At 64.4% G+C, this 15317-nt stretch carries 13 protein-coding genes; 7 read left to right on the top strand and 6 right to left on the bottom strand.

Annotation, left to right across the window (positions count from 1 at the left end; translation table 11 throughout):
- Nucleotides 1-33: 33 nt before the first annotated feature.
- Nucleotides 34-804 carry an outer membrane protein gene (locus L879_RS0119090; RefSeq protein WP_027317490.1) on the bottom strand — a complete coding sequence of 257 codons (771 nt, stop codon included), beginning with the start codon at nucleotides 802-804 and terminating at the stop codon, nucleotides 34-36.
- Nucleotides 805-1556: 752 nt separating this feature from the next.
- Between L879_RS0119090 and L879_RS0119085 the strand changes: the two genes are divergently transcribed.
- Nucleotides 1557-4097 (top strand): arylsulfatase, encoded by a 2541-nt coding sequence (locus L879_RS0119085; protein WP_027317489.1) that lies wholly within the window; start codon nucleotides 1557-1559, stop codon nucleotides 4095-4097.
- Between the two features lie 235 nt (nucleotides 4098-4332).
- A complete protein-coding gene (locus L879_RS23025; RefSeq protein WP_051435449.1) occupies nucleotides 4333-4944 on the top strand; it encodes a Spy/CpxP family protein refolding chaperone in 612 nt (203 codons plus the stop codon).
- 159 nt (nucleotides 4945-5103) lie between these two features.
- Here L879_RS23025 and L879_RS0119075 read toward each other — a convergent pair whose 3' ends face one another.
- Entirely contained in the window at nucleotides 5104-5898 is a 795-nt protein-coding gene (locus L879_RS0119075; RefSeq protein ID WP_051435448.1) for a pentapeptide repeat-containing protein, read from the bottom strand.
- Between the two features lie 142 nt (nucleotides 5899-6040).
- On the opposite strand from L879_RS0119075, the gene L879_RS0119070 reads away from it, so the two are divergent.
- From L879_RS0119070 to L879_RS0119055, 4 genes are all read left to right on the top strand, one after another.
- Nucleotides 6041-6268, top strand: a complete 228-nt coding sequence (locus L879_RS0119070; RefSeq protein WP_027317487.1) for a hypothetical protein — start codon at nucleotides 6041-6043, stop codon at nucleotides 6266-6268.
- 143 nt (nucleotides 6269-6411) lie between these two features.
- The gene (locus L879_RS0119065; protein WP_027317486.1) at nucleotides 6412-7074 is read left to right on the top strand and encodes a Crp/Fnr family transcriptional regulator; all 663 of its coding nucleotides are present in this window, start codon (nucleotides 6412-6414) and stop codon (nucleotides 7072-7074) included.
- Between the two features lie 149 nt (nucleotides 7075-7223).
- Nucleotides 7224-8261 (top strand): Fe(3+) ABC transporter substrate-binding protein, encoded by a 1038-nt coding sequence (locus L879_RS0119060; protein ID WP_035460247.1) that lies wholly within the window; start codon nucleotides 7224-7226, stop codon nucleotides 8259-8261.
- An 83-nt stretch (nucleotides 8262-8344) separates the two neighbouring features.
- Entirely contained in the window at nucleotides 8345-10069 is a 1725-nt protein-coding gene (locus tag L879_RS0119055) for an ABC transporter permease (protein ID WP_245265271.1), read from the top strand.
- A 50-nt stretch (nucleotides 10070-10119) separates the two neighbouring features.
- Here the strand turns inward: L879_RS0119055 and L879_RS0119050 are convergent, their stop codons facing one another.
- The gene (locus L879_RS0119050) at nucleotides 10120-10800 is read right to left on the bottom strand and encodes a 3-oxoacid CoA-transferase subunit B (protein ID WP_027317483.1); all 681 of its coding nucleotides are present in this window, start codon (nucleotides 10798-10800) and stop codon (nucleotides 10120-10122) included.
- The gene (locus L879_RS0119045; RefSeq protein ID WP_027317482.1) at nucleotides 10800-11510 is read right to left on the bottom strand and encodes a CoA transferase subunit A; all 711 of its coding nucleotides are present in this window, start codon (nucleotides 11508-11510) and stop codon (nucleotides 10800-10802) included. Before L879_RS0119045 ends, L879_RS0119050 begins: the two co-directional genes overlap by 1 nt.
- Nucleotides 11511-11805: 295 nt before the next feature.
- Here L879_RS0119045 and L879_RS0119040 point away from each other — a divergent pair, with 295 nt between their 5' ends.
- Complete coding sequence (locus tag L879_RS0119040) at nucleotides 11806-13617, top strand: AsmA family protein (RefSeq protein ID WP_027317481.1); 1812 nt, start codon at nucleotides 11806-11808, stop codon at nucleotides 13615-13617.
- Here the strand turns inward: L879_RS0119040 and L879_RS0119035 are convergent.
- On the bottom strand, nucleotides 13611-14414 hold the full coding sequence (locus L879_RS0119035) for an ABC transporter permease (RefSeq protein WP_027317480.1): 804 nt from the start codon (nucleotides 14412-14414) through the stop codon (nucleotides 13611-13613). The genes L879_RS0119040 and L879_RS0119035 overlap by 7 nt on opposite strands.
- On the bottom strand, nucleotides 14411-15316 hold the full coding sequence (locus L879_RS0119030; protein ID WP_027317479.1) for an ABC transporter permease: 906 nt from the start codon (nucleotides 15314-15316) through the stop codon (nucleotides 14411-14413). The genes L879_RS0119035 and L879_RS0119030 overlap by 4 nt, the downstream gene beginning before the upstream one ends.
- Nucleotide 15317 lies beyond the last annotated feature (1 nt).

Genomic DNA, 15317 nt, shown 5'->3' with positions numbered 1-15317 from the left:
CCCCGGGCCTCCGATCGTCGAGACTTCGGACGGTCAGTACGTGCCAAACTTGAAGTTCAGCTTGGCGCGGGCGACGAAGAAGTCGTTGTCGTCGTTCCCCACGGCAGGGGCAACCACAGCAATGGGAGCTCCGCCGGCAGGCGTGAAGGTGCCGACGAATCCATTGAAGTTGTTGTTATTGTCGTTGTTGAAGCTGAGCCAGAGTCCCTCGACGCCGAACGTGACCGCTGAGGAACCGAACCAGTTCACGGGCAGGGCCCATTCGACGCCGCCACCGGCCACCCAGCCGGTGTTGTTATCCGAATAGGCGAGACCGCCGGTGGCGTAGATCAACACGCGGTCGAAGGCCACGCCAGCGCGGGCACGCAGCGTGCCGAACCAGTCCGAGAAGTCGTTGCTGAACTCACCCGGCACGAAGGTGCCGGGCGCCCCGGCCGGAATGAACGCTACCGTTTCATCCGAGTTGGTATCGGCCCATTGAATATCGGTCTCGACACCGATCACGAAGGAGCCCATCTGGTAGTTGTAGCCGATCTGGGCGCCGCCGGTGAAACCGCCGTCACCGTTATCCGGGAAGTACAGCGTCCCGGGAACGGCGCCGCCCAGGACAACCGTTTCCCGATTGCTGTCGCGCCAGCCCCAACCGAGATTGATACCGCCATAGAAGCCGGTCCAGGTGAAGATCGGGGGCGCCGCAATGACCGGGGGAGGAGCCGGCCGGGCGAGGTCTGCCGCGGAGACTGCGGCTGCAGCGAGCGTAAGACCGGCAACCCCTGACAAGAGGCGAAGAACGCAATTTCTCATAACCGTAACCCCTTTGCGTGAGGACTCACGGTAGAAACTTACGTCAACTTTCGCGAGAAAATCTATTGCAAAGAAGCAACACTCACCAAAACTGTATGTATTCAAGAGGCAAAAAGGTATTACTACTTTTGGCAACAAGAATATAGTCCGAGTAATCGGAAAAAATATTACTTAAAATACTATTAAGTTAAGTTGACCTTGTCTACTTCATGTGCCTTAATACCCTTGTTTTCGGCTTGACAACCGAAGGCGAGGAGATCACTCAAACCCTGCCCCTGGGCGGGGTTTTTTTCTGGAACGACCGATGCCGATATCCTCAAGTAGGGCATGGAGCGGCGCGGAAAAGGGCCGCATTTTCAGAAAGTTGACCGGCCTCGCGACAGATCGCCCGGAGTCGGCGTCTCCGTGAACGTCCTTGCAGGTCTCCCTCAAGCACCATGCGCGGGACATGGCGTAACCCTTCTAGAAGCCCGCGCGTCCGAACGGCATGGACGGCCGTCATGGCGAATGGCGTCCTTTGCGGGAGACGGCGATCCGGCAGCCCCTGGCCCCGGGCCGACGGTCGGACCATCGGGATAGGATCGCGACCCTTTCGGATAGGACGAGGAGTCCTGGCCAATTCTGTCAAGAAATGTCCCTCCCGGGCAGGCAGATTGAGATGGCGCCCCAGCATGCCCGGGCGGACACCGCAGAGGCATGTCCGGCCTGCCTGTTCTGAGTTCCTCTTCGCCCCTCGCCCAAGGATCGCGGACATGAAATCGACATCAGTCACCCTGTCTCTGGCCGCCGCCAGTCTCCTGGCGATTTCCGTGGTCCAGGCCCAGCAGGTCACCGGCACGCCCGGCGCACCGGATGCCACCACCACGATCGACGGACGGCAGCTCCCCGCTCCGGACCCGGCTTTCGGCGGCGTGATCCAGGACAATGCCTTGCAGTCGAAGCCCTGGTGGGCGCCGCGCATCGTACCCCCGCAGGGCGCGCCCAACGTCCTCTTGATCATCACCGACGATGCCGGCTTCGGCGTGCCCAGCACCTTCGGCGGTGTCATCCCGACGCCCGCGCTCGATCGCGTCGCCAACGAAGGCCTGCGTTACAACCGCATGTTCTCCACGGCCTTGTGCTCCCCGACCCGGGCCGCGCTCCTGACCGGGCGCAATCACCACTCGGCGGGCTTCGGGGTCATCTCCGAGCAGTCCACGGGCTTTCCCGGCTACAACAGCATCATCACCAAGGACAAAACCACCGTCGGTCGCATTCTGAAGGACAATGGCTACGCCACCTCATGGTTCGGCAAGGATCACAACGTGCCCGCCTTCGCAGCGAGCCAGGCCGGGCCCTTCGACCAATGGCCGGGCGGCATGGGCTTCGAGTATTTCTTCGGCTTCATCGGCGGCGACGCCAACCAGTGGCAACCGAACCTCTTCCGCAACACGACGCAGATCTATCCCTTCGAAGGCAAGCCGGCAGGGAGCTGGAACCTGGTCACCGCCATGGCCGACGATGCCGTCGATTATGTCAACCGGATGCACCAGATCCAGCCGGGCAAGCCGATCTTCGTCAAGTACGCGCCCGGCGCCACGCACGCGCCGCATCATCCGACGGCGGAGTGGATCAAGAAGATCGGCGACATGCACCTCTTCGACGAGGGCTGGAACAAGCTGCGGGAGCGCATCTTCGAGAACCAGAAGCGGCTCGGCGTGATCCCCCAGGATGCCAAGCTGCCGCCCTGGCCCAAGGACGTGCTGAAGGAATGGGACTCGCTCTCCGCCGATGAGAAGAAGCTGTTCATCCGTCAGGCTGAGATCTTCGCGGCCTACGCGGCCTATAGCGACCACGAGATCGGGCGCGTGATCCAGGCCTTCGACGACATCGGCCAGCGCGACAACACGCTGATCATCTATATCAACGGCGACAACGGCACCAGCGCCGAGGGCGGGCCGATGGGCACACCGAACGAGGTGGCGTTCTTCAACGGCCTCAACGAGCTGCCCGTCGATGTCCAGATGAAGTTCTACGACGTCTGGGGCACCGAGCAGACCTACAACCATATGTCCGCCGGGTGGTCCTGGGCCTTCGACACGCCGTTCTCATGGTTCAAGCAGAACGCCTCGCAGCTCGGCGGCATCAATCAGAACATGGCCGTCTCCTGGCCTGCGCGCATCAAGGACAAAGGAGCCTTGCGCGAACAGTTCGTGCATGTCGTCGACGTCATGCCCACGATCCTCGAAGCCGCCGGCATCGCGGCGCCGGATACGGTCGACGGCATCAGGCAGGCGCCGATCGAAGGCACGAGCTTCGCCTACACCTTCGATGCCGCGAACGCCAAAGCGCCGTCGCAGCACACGACGCAATATTTCGAGATGTTCGGGCAATGGGCGCTCTATCACGACGGCTGGTTCCTGAGCACCAAGGTCAACCGGGCCCCGTGGGAGGCGTTCGGCGCGGCCAATACCGATCCGCTGAACAACCAGGTGCTCCAGCTCTACGACCTGCGCACCGACTTCAACCAGACCACCGACGTGGCGGACAAGAACCCGCAGAAGGTGGAGGAGTTGAAACGGATGTTCGTCGCGGAGGCACAGAAGCGCCAGGTGTTCCCGATGGATGCCTCGGTCGCCGCGCGCATCGTTGCGCCGCGCCCGAACATCACGGCGGGGCGCTCCGAGTTCGTCTACACTCAGCCGATGACCGGGTTGCCGCAGGGCGACTCGCCGTTGCTGCTGAACACATCCTACACGATTACCGCCGACATCGAGGTGCCGCCGGGAGGAGCCGAAGGCATGATTCTGACCTCGGGCGGGCGCTTTGCCGGCTACGGCTTCTACCTGCTCAAGGGCAAGCCGGTTTTCCTGTGGAATCTGATCGATTTGAAGCGCGTCAAATGGGAGGGTCCTGACGCCCTCGCGCCCGGCAAGCACATTGTGGAATTCGCCTTCAAGTACGACGGCCTCGGCCCCGGCACCCTTGCCTTCAACAACATGAGCGGTGTCGGCCGCTCCGGCACCGGCACGCTCAAGGTGGATGGAAAGGATGTGCAGACGATCGCGTTGCCGCAGACGCTGCCGATGATCCTGCAATGGGACGAGGCCTTCGACATCGGCTCGGACACGCTCACCGGCGTGAACGATGCGGATTACAAGCCGCCCTTCCCGCTGACCGCCAAGCTGAACAGGCTCACGATCAAGCTGGACCGGCCGACCCTGTCGCCTGACGACGTCAGGAAACTCGAGAATGCGCAGGCCACCGCGGTGGATGGCTCGCCGCTGACGCGAGTCCAGGCTGGGCCTCATTAGCCTGACGCGCCGATGGCGGCAAAGCCGAACGTCGCCTGTCTCGGGACGATGGAGATCGGCTCCATTGTCCCCTGCACCCTCTTTGAGGGAAATCAAGACAGGCTTCGTCTGGTGGGTTTGCAATGAAGGTTCGGGCGGCCCGCATGGCGTGTTCTGCCGCCCCTCCATGAAACCGCAAACGGACCCGCTCATTGTCCACTCTGAGGTATGAGGGGCCCAACAAGGAGAACCCGCCATGAAGATGCCCATTCTCATCGCCGTTCTGATGTCTTTCTCCGCTCCGGCGCTGGCGCAGCCCGCGGCGCCCGCCCAACCCCGCACCCCTCCTGCCCAATCCGGATCCCCAATGCCGATGGGATCGATGATGCCGGGCCAAGGAATGATGGGCGGCATGATGCATGGCCGGGGCATGATGGGCAGATTCTCGTCCGAGGACCTGAACGCCTTCGCAGACGCTCATATCGCGGCGCTGAAGGCCGGGCTGAAACTCTCGGCCGAGCAGGAAAAGCTATGGCCTCCCGTGGAGGAGGCGCTGCGCAATCTCGCCCGCCTGCACCTCTCGCACATGCAGGCGATGCGCGAAAACAGAGGGACGATGGCAAGCGACCCGGTCGGCCTGCTTCGCAGCATGGCCGACAACATGAGCCAGGGAGCGGACGGCCTGCGAAAGCTCGCCGACGCTGCGGCCCCGCTCTATGCGGCCCTCGATGAGGCCCAGAAGCGACGGCTTCAGGTGCTCGTTAGCATGGGCGGCCGCGGGATGATGGGCCGGGGCATGATGGGCCCGCGCGGCCCCATGATGCCGGGCTGGCTCGATGATGACGACGATGACCAGGATAGCCGCTAGAGCATTTTTCGGCGAAGGGGATCCGGTTCGCCGTTCAAGAATGCGGCGTGACAAAAACGAGAGCCGATTCCACGTCACTGAAATCGGCTCTAAGCTGCCGGTCAGCGCAAATCGTCCTGGCTCGGGCAACGGATGCCTGGCCTCGACGCAGGGACGGGCTCAATCCTCCTCTTCCTTGCAGGGCCAGGCTTTGGGGGCGGTGAGACCGGCAGGAAGCCTTGTTTGCTCCGTGCCGCAGGCGATTTCGATCTGAGCCTGAGTCAACCCTGTGGCCGCGCTCAGATCCGCACCGTCGAGCTGGGTCAGGAAGAGATACGAGCCCGTAAAATTCACGCCCCTGAGGTCGAGACCTTCCATGTGGGCGCGCGAAAGGTTGGAATAGCTGAAATCGACCCCGACCACCTTCGTGCTCTGGAACAGCACCCGGGCGAGTTCCGCCTTGGACAGGTCGGCCCCCGTGAGATCCGCCCCGCTGAAATCCGACCGGTTCAGTTCGGACTTGCCGAAGTTCGCCCCTGCCGCCTTCACCTGCGCGAAATTGGCGCGGTTCATGTCGGCGGAGCCGAAATCGGCGCCCGTGAGATTGGCCTGGGCGAAATTGGCCCGCCAGCCGAGCGCCTTGGTGAAATTCGCCCGCGACAGGTCGGCCCCCTCGAAGCGGGTCCGGCTGACTTCCGTTTCGCTCAGGTTCGCGCCCGCCATCTTCGATGAGGCGAAGTCGCTCAAGGTCAAAAGCGAACGCCGGAAATTGGTGCCCGTCAGATCCTCGTTGGTCAGGACAAGGCGCGCCTTCGAGCAGCCGGACCAATCGGCGCCGGGTCCCGGCGCATCCTGGCAACGGGCCTCGGCGACGCCCGCAGCGGCGAGAAAAACCAGAAAGGCCCCTGTGACCGGACGGCCCAGCATCGTCGACGGCCATGATTTCAGAACCCGCACGCGTAAACGCTCCTTCATATGCCCCTCTCAAGCTACTTTGAATAAACTAGTCTTCAAGGCTTTCCGAAGGAGACCCGCCGCACAATTCCCGTGTTCCGCGCAAGACTCGACTTCCCTTAAGTATGGTCTAGCTTCCCTTGCGATTCATGTGGAGCAAGACATGCGCATCAAAGTAACGGTTCCCATCATTCTGCTGAGCGGACTGGTCCTGAGCGGCTGCATCGCATCGATGGAACCCGTCGGCGTTCTGCCGCGGGATCCCGTGCCTCCTCCCCCCTCCATCGCCGGCGATGCGCCTCGCCGCAACGCGGCAAGCGGAAAGGCCGAGGCACAACCACAGCGCCGGGGCTTGAGCGTCCCCAGCCGGGCTGCGTCTCCGCGTCCCTGACCGCGCCATCCCTCCTCCTGTGGAGGGGCCGCCGAGAGCGCCCCTCTCCAATGCTCCCGGTCAGGCGCCCATCCGATGCTGGCGCCGGTTCCGATCCCGGTGGTATATGACAGACCGGTAAAGACGAACGCGGATGACATTCCATGACATGGGTTGATGCAATCGGCTGGCTCGGGGCGGCCCTTGCCATCACGGGCAGCGCGATGAAGACCATCATCCCGCTGCGCTGCATCGGGATCGGCGCGAACATCTGTTCGCTGATCTTCTCCTCCTTCAACCACAATTACCCGAGCCTGGTCGTCAACCTGATCCTGCTGCCGCTCAACAGCGTGCGGCTTTATCAGATGCTGGGCCTGATCAAGCGCGTGAAGACCGCCTCCAAGAGCGATCTTTCGATGGAATGGCTCAAGCCCTTCATGACCCGCCGCAAGACGAAGGCCGGGGAAGTGCTCTTCGCGAAGGGCGATGTGGCGGACTGCATGTTCTTCACCATCTCGGGCCGTTTCCGCCTGAAGGAGATCGGAATCGATCTCGTGCAGGGACAGGTCGTCGGCGAGATGGGTTTCATGTCGCCCAGCAACACCCGCACCCAGACCCTGGAATGCCTCGACGACGGCGAGGTGCTCAGCATTTCCTATGACGAGGTCCGGCAGCTCTACTTCCAGAACCCGCAATTCGGCTTCTACTTCCTGCGCCTGACCAGCGAGCGGCTGTTCCAGAACATGGAGAGGATGGAAGAGGAGATCGCCCGCCTGCGTGCCGCGGTTCCCCAGGCCGAGACGGTTCAGAAAGCGGCCACAGCTTAGAATTTGTGTAAGGAACACGCAGTTTAGACTTCTTCTAACTTATTGAAATAACACGATTTTTCGTTGACCATCGTTTCCGAACGTGGTTCTTGCGGCCCTAACGGGACATGGCGCGATGCCTCCCGATGATGTTGCTGAAGGAACTCACGATGGCGAACATTTCGTTTGCGCGCGGCCTGCTGTTCGGAGCGGCCGCTCTTGGCGCCCTGGCAGGATCGGGCCTCTCCGCCTCGGCCGAGGAGGCGCTGAATATCTACACCACCCGCGAACCGGGCCTGATCAAGCCCGTTCTCGACGAGTTCACCAAAGAGACCGGCATCAAGGTCAACACGATCTTCATCAGCAACGGCCTCGAGGAGCGCATCCGCACCGAGGGCCAGAACAGCCCGGCGGACCTGATCATCACCGTCGATATCGGCCGCCTTCAGGCCGCGAAGGATTATGGCGTCACGCAGCCCGTGAAGTCCGAAGCGCTTGAGAAGGTCATTCCGGCGGCCTATCGCGATCCGGAGGGGCACTGGTTCGGCATCGCCCTGCGCGGCCGCGTGGTTTATGCCTCGAAGGACCGGGTCAAGCAGGACAAGATCACCTACGAGGAGCTTGCCGATCCCAAATGGAAGGGCAAGGTCTGCATCCGCTCCGGCCAGCACCTCTACAACATCAGCCTGATCGCGGCGATGATCGCCCACAAGGGCGAGGCGAAGGCCGAGGAATGGCTCAGGGGCCTGAAGGCGAACCTCGCCAAGAAGCCGTCGGGCGGCGACCGCGAGCAGGCCAAGGACATCCTGGCCGGAGTCTGCGACATCGCCGTCGGCAACACCTACTATGTCTCGCTCATGCTCAACGGCAAGGACGAGGAGCAGAAGAAGTGGGGTGAGGCCATCAACGTGATCCTGCCGACCTTCGAAGGCGGCGGCACCCATGTGAACGTCTCCGGCCTCGCGCTGGCGAAATACGCGCCGAACAAGGCGAATGCCATCAAGTTCATGGAATACATGGTGTCCGACGAGTCCCAGCGGATTCACGCCGAAGCCAATTCCGAATATCCGGTGAAGGCGGGCATCAAGGTCCACCCGACCATCGCCTCCTTCGGCGAGCTCAAGCCCGACAATGTGCCGATCGCCGAGATCGCCAAGCTCCGCAAGAAGGCCAGCGAGCTGGTCGACAAGGTGGGCTTCGACCAATAAGACAGGGGGGCGGCCTTGAAAGCCGCCCTCTCCTCTTCCCATAGAGGCGCTGCCGGCGACGGCGGCGCCGTTTCCGTTCGCCCGTGACCGCCAGAACCCAGACAGCATTCCGCTCCGCGCCGCAGAAGAAGGCCAAGCGCATCCCCTGGTGGCTCTCCGCCGCCGTGGCCGCCATCGGCCTGCTGGTCCTCCTGCCTGTCGCCTCCCTCATCCGCATCGCGGCCGAGGGCGATGCGGAGATCTGGCCTCATCTCATCGCCAATGTCCTGCCCGCGAGCATCGTCGATACCCTCGCCCTGCTCACCGGCATCGGCATCGTGGCGGGCTCCATGGGCATCACGACGGCCTGGCTCGTCACCGCCCACCGCTTTCCGGGGCGCAACCTCCTTGTGTGGCTGCTGCCGCTGCCCCTGGCCGTGCCCACCTACATCACGGCCTATATCTACGTGGAAGTCTTCGATTCCGCGGGCCTCGTGCAGATGGCCCTGCGCAAGGCGATGGGCTGGACGTCGCGGGCCGATTACTGGTTTCCGGAAATCCGGTCGCTGCCCGGCTGCATCCTCGTGATGTCGGTGGTGCTCTATCCCTACATCTACATCGCGGCGCGGGCGATGTTCCTGACGCAGAGCGCGAGCATGCTGGAGGTGGCGCGCACCCTGGGCGCAAGCCGCATCAAGCTCTTCCGCATCATCGCGCTTCCCCTCGCCCGCCCCGCGCTGGCGGTCGGCGTGTCGCTGGCGCTCCTCGAAGCGCTCAACGATATCGGCGCGAGCGAGTATCTCGGCGTGCGTACCCTCACGGTGTCGGTCTACAACACCTGGCTCAATCGCGGCAGCCTCGCGGGAGCGGCGCAGATCGCCTGCGTCATGCTGGCTTTCGTGATCGGGCTGATCCTGATCGAGCGCTACGGCCGCCGCGACAGGCGCTATGCGCTTTCGCCCAAGCGCCATCGCACGGTGCATCCGGTGCCCCTCACGGGCGGCCGCGGCTGGACAGCGACCCTGCTCTGCACGCTACCCGTCCTCATGGGCTTCGCCCTGCCGGTCAGCTTCCTCCTGCGCGAGACCCTTCGCGGCGGCCTCTTGGAGCAGTTCGATGCGGAGTTCCTCGCGCATCTCATGACCACCCTCGGCCTCTCGGTCGTGGCGACGGGCGCGGTGCTGGCGCTCGCCGTCATGCTGGTCTCCGCGGCCCGCCTGTCCAAAAACTCCCTGACACAGGGGGCGCTCTTCACGGCGGGCCTCGGCTATGCGCTGCCCGGCACCGTTCTGGCGCTCGGGCTCATGACGCCCCTGGTCGGGTTCGACACCCTGATCGGCACTCTCTGGCGGAACCTGACCGGCGAGCGTCTCGGCCTGCTGCTCATGGGAGCCGCGGGCGGCGTCGTCATCGCCTACGTGATCCGCTTCCTCTCCATCGCCACCGGCTCGCTCTCGGCGGGCCTCGACCGCGTCTCGCCGAGCCTGGAGGACGCCGCCCGCACGCTGGGCGCCTCGCGGCGGGAGATGGTCTGGACGATCCAGATCCCGCTCATGCGCCCGGCCCTGGCCAGCGCCGCCCTGCTCATCTTCGTCGATTGCATCAAGGAGCTTCCGGCGACCCTGCTGCTGCGTCCGCTCAACACCGAGACGCTCTCGACCCTCGTCTATACCTATGCCTCGCGCGGCCGGTTCGAGGACGGCGCGCTCGCGGCGCTCGTCATCGTCCTCGTCGGACTCGTGCCCGTCATCCAGCTGGTGCGCAGCGCCGAGGCGCGGCCGAAAGTAGCGGAAAGCCCGGACTTGGCGACAGGTTCATCCAGCGCATAAGAAAAGCGGCCCGGAAGGGCCGCTTTCCATTTGTTGTCATCTGGTGGGCTTCAGGCCGCGTTGGATTTTCCGGCGTCGAGGGCGACCTTGAACTCGGCCTGGGTCTTGGCCTTGACCTCGTCGACCGTCACGCCGTCGGCGAGCTCGATCAGGGTCATGCCGGTGCCGCCCTTCTTGTCGACGGTGAAGACGCCGAGATCGGTGATCACCATGTCGACCACGCCCGCGCCCGTGAGCGGCAGAGTGCAGGCCTTGAGCAGCTTCGGATCCTCGGAGCCGTCCTTGGCCTTGGCCACGTGCTCCATGACCACGACGACGCGCTTGACGCCGGCCACGAGATCCATGGCGCCGCCCATGCCCTTCACCATCTTGCCGGGGATCATCCAGTTGGCGAGATCGCCGTTCTCGGCCACCTGCATGGCGCCCAGGATCGACAGGTCGATATGGCCGCCGCGGATCATGCCGAAGGAGTCGGCGCTGGAGAAGTAGCTGGTGGTCGGCAGCTCGGTGATCGTCTGCTTGCCCGCATTGATCAGGTCCGCATCCTCTTCGCCCTCGAAGGGGAACGGGCCCATGCCCAGCATGCCGTTCTCCGACTGGAGCTGCACGCGCATGCCCTTCGGAATGAAGTTGGACACGAGCGTCGGGATGCCGATGCCGAGATTCACGTAGTAGCCGTCGCGCAGCTCCTTGGCCGCGCGGGCGGCCATCTGTTCACGGGTCCAGGCCATCAGACGGTCTCCTCTCGCTTGCGGGTCGTGCGTTGCTCGATGTGCTTGACCGGGTTCGGCACATGCACGATGCGCTTCACGAAGATGCCCGGTGTGTGGATGCAGTCGGGGTCGATCTCCCCGGCCGGAACCAGGTGCTCGACCTCCGCGATGGTCAGCCGGGAGGCGGTGGCCATCATGGGGTTAAAGTTGCGGGCGGTCTTGCGGTAGACGAGGTTGCCCTCCGTATCGCCCTTGAAGGCATGGACGACGGAGATGTCGGCGAAGAGGCCCGTCTCCATGACGTATTTCTCGCCGTTGAACTCGCGCACCTCCTTGCCCTCGGCGATGAGGGTGCCGACGCCGGTCTTGGTGTAGAAGGCCGGGATGCCCGCGCCGCCGGCGCGAATGCGCTCGGCCAGCGTGCCCTGCGGGTTGAACTCGAGCTCCAGCTCGCCGGAGAGGTACTGCTGGGCGAAGAGCTTGTTCTCGCCCACATAGGACGAGATCATCTTGCGGATCTGGCGGGTTTCCAGGAGCCGGCCGAGGCCGACGCCGTCCACGCCCGCATTGTTGGAGATGAAGGTCAGGTCCTTCGCCCCCGAATCCCGAATCGCCTCGATCAGCGTTTCCGGGATGCCGCACAGGCCGAACCCGCCGGCCATGATGGTCATGCCATCCTTGACGAGGCCAGCCAGCGCCGAGCGCGCATCGCTGTAAACTTTATCCATCCAATCCTCTCCTTGTGAGCAGATCGTGCCCTTCGAAGCGCTCCATAGCATTTTCAGGGATCGCGGGAAGCGTTTTCCTTGCCGAAAAATGCGCCAGGGACACTTCCGGGACGGTATCCGGCCTTGCGATGCCGGGGCCGCTCCCGCCCGTATGGCGGAACCCTGCAACCCGGCCTCAATTTAGACAATCCCTTCGTATGGATATATGAGAACCATCCATTGCACCGGGCTTGCCTGAGGACATCCCCTTTCCGCCGCTTGCGGGGCAGGCCCCAAGGTTTACAACACTCAACCCATGTCTCGCCGCGTCGTCTTTTTCATAGCGTTGATTGCGCTTGCCGTTCTCGGGACGGCCGCCTCCCCCTGGACGCTGCCGGGAAGCGGGCTGTCGGCGGAGCTCAGGACGCACGTGAAGGAGCGCTACGGGCTGGACCTGACGGTCAGGGGTCGGAGCACCTTCGCCGTTCTCCCTATCCCCCGCGTCAAGTTCGAGAACGTGACGCTCGCGTTCCCCGACGAGGCGCTCAAGGCGGAAGGCGGCATCCTGCGGGGCGAGCTGCGCCTCCTGCCCCTGCTTTTCGGCCGGATCGAGCTGTCCGACTTCGACCTGACGGACACCCGCATCACCGGATCCTTCCAGAAGCTCCAGGCCGTGGACTGGGCCGGCGTCTTCAAGGACCGGTCGGAGGAAACCCACGCCCGCAGGCTCATCGTCAGCCAGTCCTCCCTGCGCTGGACGGACCTGAAGGGCGCCAACCTGGACGCGCTCAACGCCGTCATCCGCTGGACCGACAGCTCCGAGCCCATGACCCTGACCGGATCGGCGCGCTGGCGGGACGAAACCGTCTCCCTTGAGAAGGCCTCGCTCTTCCCGGACCGGCTCGCCTCCAACAGGATCAGCCCGTTCTCGGTCACCCTGGCCTCACCCGCCGCGCGCCTCACCGCCAAGGGCGAGGCCCAGCTCGGGGCGGCTCCCCGGATCACGGGCGAGAGCACCCTTCAGGCGGCCTCGGTCCGCGACTTCACCCGTTGGAGCGGCATGGAGCTGCCCTTCGGATCCCTGCTCCAGGCGCTCTCCATCAGCGGCGAGTTCTCCATGGACCACCGGCGCCTGTCCTGGCCCGCCGTTTCCGTGAAGCTCGGGCCGGACAAGCTCGAAGGCACCATGGCCGTCCGGTTCGATACGGACCGCCCCGTCATCAGCGGCACGCTCGCCGCCGACAGCCTCAACCTCTCCGACCTTTTCGCGCCCTTCTCCCAGACGCGGACCGCGAACGGGTCCTGGAGCGAGGAGAGCATCGACCTGACCCAGGCGACCGGGATGGACCTGGACCTTCGCCTCTCGGCCTCCAGCGCCAATCTCGGACGCCTGAGCCTCGACGACATGGCCGCCAGCGTGCTCGTCCAGCCCGGCCGGATCGAGGCGTCCATCGGGCGCGCGGCCTTCTATGACGGCACTCTCAAGGGGCGCCTGTCCCTGGTGTCCCAGAACGGCTCGGTGGACTTCAAGAGCCAGGGAACCTTCTCGGGCGTGAAGATGGCGCCCTTCCTCGCCGCATTCGGCGAGCCGCGCTGGATCACAGGCCAGGCCAAGGGCCAGTTCAGCTTCGACGGACGGGGCGAAAACCCGGCGGACGTCATCCGGCAGGCGGAAGGCCGCACGGCGGTCGAGGTCACGGACGGGGAGCTCGTGGGCATCACCCTCCAGGACGCCCTGCGCCGGGTGGAGAAGCGGCCCCTCCTCGCCTCCCTCAACTGGAAAGGCGGGCGCACGCCCTTCGACAAGGCCTCGGCGCAGATCGCCGTGAAGGACGGCGTCGGGGAGATCGTCGCGGGCAATCTCAAGGGGCCTGCCGTGCAGGCGGAGCTTCGGGGGCAGGTTCTGCTGGTCGATCGCACCTTGCGCGTCACGGCGGATATCTCGCCGGCCGATGCGCCGGCCGATCAATTGCCGGCCCTGGTGTTCGACATCACGGGCGACTGGGACAACGTGTCCGTAACCCCGCAGGTCCGCTCCCTCATCGAGCGGTCGGGCGCGGCCAAGCCCCTCTTCCCGAACGACCGCGTGCCCGCGAACCAGCCGCAGCCCCAGGCGGTCGCTCAGTGAGCGTTCCGCCGGGAGCGCAGCACGGAGCGCTTGCTGATCAGGGTCGCTGAGATCACCCCGAGCGTCACGATGCCGATCAGGATGGCCGAGGCCGCATTGACCTCGGGTGAAAGCCCCAGCCGCACCTGGCTGTAGATCTTGATGGGCAGCGTCGTCGCGCCCGGGCCCGCATTGAAGCTCGCGATCACCAGGTCGTCCATGGACAGAGTGAAGGCGAGTAGGAAGCCCGCCACGATGGAGGGGGCGATCAGGGGCAGCGTCACGGTGAAGAACGTGCGCATAGGCGGCGCGCCGAGATCCATCGCCGCCTCTTCCAGCGACCGGTCGAAGGTCATGAGGCGCGACTGCACCACCACCGTGACGAAGCACATGGTGAGCGTGGTGTGAGCCAGCGTGATCGTCCAGAACCCGCGGTCGAGATCGATGGCCACGAAGAACAGCAGCAGCGACAGGCCCGTGATCACCTCCGGCATCACCATGGGCGCATAGACCATGCCGGTGAACAGGGTCCGGCCGGGGAAGCGTCCGTAGCGGGTGAGCGCCAGGGCCGCGAGGGTGCCGAGGATCGTGGCGAAGGTCGCCGACAGGAGCGCGATGCGCAGCGTGACCCAGGCCGCCTCCATGAGGGCCTGGTTGCGGAAGAGCGCCCCGTACCATTGCGTGGAGAAGCCGCCCCATACGGTGACGAGGCGCGAGGCGTTGAAGGAATAGATCACCAGGAGCAGGATCGGCAGGTAGAGGAAGGCGAAGCCGATCACGAGCGAGGTGACGTTGAAGAGACTCAAGCGCCGGTTCATGGCCGCGCCTCCACGCGCCGCGCCTCGACGTCGCGATAGATCACGATGGGCACGACCAGGATGATGAGCAACAGGATGGCGACGGCCGAGGCCAGGGGCCAGTCGCGGTTGGAGAAGAACTCGCTCCAGAGCTGGCGTCCGATCATCAGGGTCTCGGAGCCGCCGAGCAGATCGGGAATCACGAACTCGCCGACCGCCGGAATGAAGCACAGGAGCGAGCCCGCCACGATTCCGGGCATGGCGAGCGGCACGGTGATGGTCCAGAACGAGCGCCAGGGCGTCGAGCCGAGATCGAGGGCCGCCTCGAGCAGCGTATCGTCCATCTTCTCGAGCGTCGCATAGAGCGGCAGCACCATGAACGGGAGATAGGCATAGACGATGCCGATATAGACCGCGGCCTCCGTATTGAGGATGTCGAGCGGTTCCGAGATGAGACCCAAAGCCATGAGGGCCTGGGTCAGGAGGCCCTCGGGTTTGAGGATCGCGATCCAGGCATAGATGCGGATGAGGAAGCTGGTCCAGAACGGCAGGATGACGAGGGCGACCAGGAGCGAGCGGTAACGCTCCGGCGCGCGGGCCATGCCGTAAGCGATGGGAAAGCCCACGAGCAGCAGAAGCAGGGTCGAGACCGCGGCGATGCGGACGGAAGAGATCGTCGCCCTCAGGTAGAGATCGTCCTGGGTCAGCATCTCGAAGTTTTCGAGATCGAGCGCGCCGAAGAAGCCTGCAACATCGCTCCAGTCGAAGACGGGCCTGTAGGGCGGCTGGGCGACGGCCGGGTCCGACAGGCTGATCTTGAGGACGATGAGGAACGGCACGAGGAAGAACACGCCGAGCCAGAGATACGGCACGGCGGGAACGAGACCCGAGGTCAGGCGTCGCATGAAGGAGCGCTCCGTCATG

Origin of the sequence: Microvirga flocculans ATCC BAA-817 (assembly GCF_000518665.1) — a bacterium.
GTDB lineage: Bacteria > Pseudomonadota > Alphaproteobacteria > Rhizobiales > Beijerinckiaceae > Microvirga > Microvirga flocculans.
Note: the sequence above shows the minus strand (reverse complement) of the source record. Positions and strands in the feature narration are given on the sequence as shown.

Coding starts and splice junctions, on each gene's coding strand:
- L879_RS0119075 (WP_051435448.1), bottom strand. CDS start 5,898: ATGAAGGAGCGTTTACGCGTGCGGGTTCTGAAATCATGGCCGTCGACG.
- L879_RS0119035 (WP_027317480.1), bottom strand. CDS start 14,414: ATGAACCGGCGCTTGAGTCTCTTCAACGTCACCTCGCTCGTGATCGGC.
- L879_RS0119090 (WP_027317490.1), bottom strand. CDS start 804: ATGAGAAATTGCGTTCTTCGCCTCTTGTCAGGGGTTGCCGGTCTTACG.
- L879_RS0119065 (WP_027317486.1), top strand. CDS start 6,412: ATGACATGGGTTGATGCAATCGGCTGGCTCGGGGCGGCCCTTGCCATC.
- L879_RS0119070 (WP_027317487.1), top strand. CDS start 6,041: ATGCGCATCAAAGTAACGGTTCCCATCATTCTGCTGAGCGGACTGGTC.
- L879_RS0119060 (WP_035460247.1), top strand. CDS start 7,224: ATGGCGAACATTTCGTTTGCGCGCGGCCTGCTGTTCGGAGCGGCCGCT.
- L879_RS23025 (WP_051435449.1), top strand. CDS start 4,333: ATGAAGATGCCCATTCTCATCGCCGTTCTGATGTCTTTCTCCGCTCCG.
- L879_RS0119040 (WP_027317481.1), top strand. CDS start 11,806: ATGTCTCGCCGCGTCGTCTTTTTCATAGCGTTGATTGCGCTTGCCGTT.
- L879_RS0119045 (WP_027317482.1), bottom strand. CDS start 11,510: ATGGATAAAGTTTACAGCGATGCGCGCTCGGCGCTGGCTGGCCTCGTC.
- L879_RS0119085 (WP_027317489.1), top strand. CDS start 1,557: ATGAAATCGACATCAGTCACCCTGTCTCTGGCCGCCGCCAGTCTCCTG.
- L879_RS0119030 (WP_027317479.1), bottom strand. CDS start 15,316: ATGACGGAGCGCTCCTTCATGCGACGCCTGACCTCGGGTCTCGTTCCC.
- L879_RS0119050 (WP_027317483.1), bottom strand. CDS start 10,800: ATGGCCTGGACCCGTGAACAGATGGCCGCCCGCGCGGCCAAGGAGCTG.